Below are 2,134 nucleotides of genomic sequence, written 5' to 3' on the forward strand. Positions count from 1 at the left end.
ATTTATGGAGATTCATCAACTGCGTTATTTTGTCGCGGTGGCGGACGAGGGGAACTTTTCCCGTGCGGCCGCGAAGGTGCGCGTGGCTCAGCCTTCGCTGAGCCAGCAGATTCGAAAGCTGGAAGCGGAAATCGGCCAGCCCTTGTTCGACCGTCTTCCCCGTTCGGTCGTGCTGACAGAGGCCGGACGTTGTTTGCTCGATTACGCGCGGCAGATCCTGGCGTCGATCGGCGATGCCCGGCGTTGCGTAGATGAGCTCAAAGGCAAAATTGCCGGCGATGTGGCCGTAGGCGCAATTCCCACAATCGCGCCGTATGTTCTCCCGGAACTGGTCGTGACATTCCAAAAGCATTATCCGGACGTCACCCTACACATCGTAGAAGACGTAACGGCAGTCATCAGCCGGCGTGTGGAAGCCGGAGAATTGGATGTCGCATTGGCGTCGACTTGCCAGCGAAGTCCCACTCTGCGAGTGGAATACCTCGGCAGGGAACCGCTGCTCGCGCTTGTGCCGCAAGCACATGCTCTGGCAAAGCAGACCGAGATCACGCTGGACGATCTCAAATCGCAACGATTCCTGCTCCTGCACGAGATGCATTGTCTTTCGCAACAGGTGCATCACCTGCTCGAGTCGCGCCGTCTTCATCCAGAGGTCGCGCTGGCCGGAAGCCAGCTCAGCACAATCGCGAACATGGTCGCGGCTGGCATCGGCGTCTCGATCGTGCCGAACATGATGGTTAAACATCAAGCGACCCCTGGATGCGTTAGTCTGCCGTTCGCTCCGCCGATCCCCGAGCGGGAACTCAACTTTCTCCAAAACCCGCTACGGTTTCAGAGCAAAGCGGCGGCTGCCTTCCAGCGAGAAGCCGCAGCTTTATTGTCAGGCGATGATTCGTCGACAGGCGACGACGTGAAAAACTAAGCTTATCTCATCGTCTCCAACGCCGTCGCTACCATGGATAACATGGGCCACACGGCGAGGATCAGGATAACGCCAAAGACGGCGAGCTCAGGTAGGTACTGAGGTTGCGTCCTGTGCACATATCGTTCCTCGAGGAAGCGTGAGATGCGCTGTCCTATCGGTATTCTAGTTTCCATGCCTTAACCGGCCACAGTCGGAGGGCGGATTGAAAGACTTTATTCGTCTAGGCGCGATAGGTTTTGCCTATCCGGAGGATTCTTGGAGCTCGATCATTGTGCCGCGGCAATTTGAGGCGCCGCAGTGGCACGCGAACTTCTTCTTGGCTGATTCGGTGATCGGTTCGTCGAGTTCCATGTGATAATCATAAAGGAGTTCCTCGCCGGGTTGGATGTCGCGTATTGCATCAATAAAGACGCGGTCGTCTTCCTCGACCGCTTCGCAGTTTGGATCGCAAGAATGATTGATCCAGCGCGCGTCGTTACCGCCGACTTCCGGATTGATTACATCGCCGTTTTCCAGGCCGAAGTTGAAAGTGTGTGGATCGTCATGGTCGTCGGGAGCGGCTTCCCAGGAGACGCGTTCGCCTGTGTATTCGATGACGCGCGTGCCCTGGGGAATGAACTGCGCGGTGTAAACGCCCCGGCCGTGCACGCCGGACTTGCGAACCTCGATCTGCACGACCCGCCGCCGAGCTTTGCTTTTCTTCGCCATAGGCATTGGGGAATTGTCCTTGCTTCTAACGTCTGCTTGAGGCGGTGATTGCACTATTCTTCAATAGCGCCGCTTATTTTACGCAGGTGTTCCCGGAACGTGTAACCCGGATCGGCGGCGCGCTTCTGCAGATATCGCGCGAAGTCCCGCTGTTCGCGCAGCGAGCGCCCGCTCTTGATCGCCTCCGCCTGACGCCGTTCTCGTTCCCAGATTTCGTGTGCGACCGAAAGCAGGTCATCGGCTAGTTGACCAAGGACAAACAAGCAACCGTCATCATCAGCAAAGGCCACATCACTGCGTTCGACGACGAAATTCCCGAAGCGCGCGGAGTGCAATGCCGAGGAATCGGAGGGATCGAGCCGCTGCGGACCGGAAGGCCAGGCGCCGTAGCTGAAAATCGGCAGACTAATTTGCCGCAGCTCTGGCGTGTCGCGGTGTACGCCCCAGACAATGATCCCAGCGAGCCGGCAGTTTTTTGCCTCAAGCGCGGTTAAATCGCCG

The 2,134-nt window shown here is 57.6% G+C and carries 3 protein-coding genes; 1 reads left to right on the top strand and 2 read right to left on the bottom strand.

Annotation, left to right across the window (positions count from 1 at the left end; all coding sequences use genetic code 11):
- On the top strand, positions 1–922 hold a 922-nt coding region (locus VGK48_24170), incomplete at its 5' end, for a LysR family transcriptional regulator (protein HEY2384283.1).
- Between the two features lie 243 nt (positions 923–1,165).
- Here VGK48_24170 and VGK48_24175 read toward each other — a convergent pair.
- The gene (locus tag VGK48_24175; protein HEY2384284.1) at positions 1,166–1,639 is read right to left on the bottom strand and encodes an SET domain-containing protein-lysine N-methyltransferase; all 474 of its coding nucleotides are present in this window, start codon (positions 1,637–1,639) and stop codon (positions 1,166–1,168) included.
- 47 nt (positions 1,640–1,686) lie between these two features.
- On the bottom strand, positions 1,687–2,134 hold a 448-nt coding region (locus VGK48_24180; protein ID HEY2384285.1), incomplete at its 5' end, for a Demethylmenaquinone methyltransferase.

Source organism: Terriglobia bacterium (assembly GCA_036496425.1).
GTDB lineage: Bacteria > Acidobacteriota > Terriglobia > 20CM-2-55-15 > 20CM-2-55-15 > 20CM-2-55-15.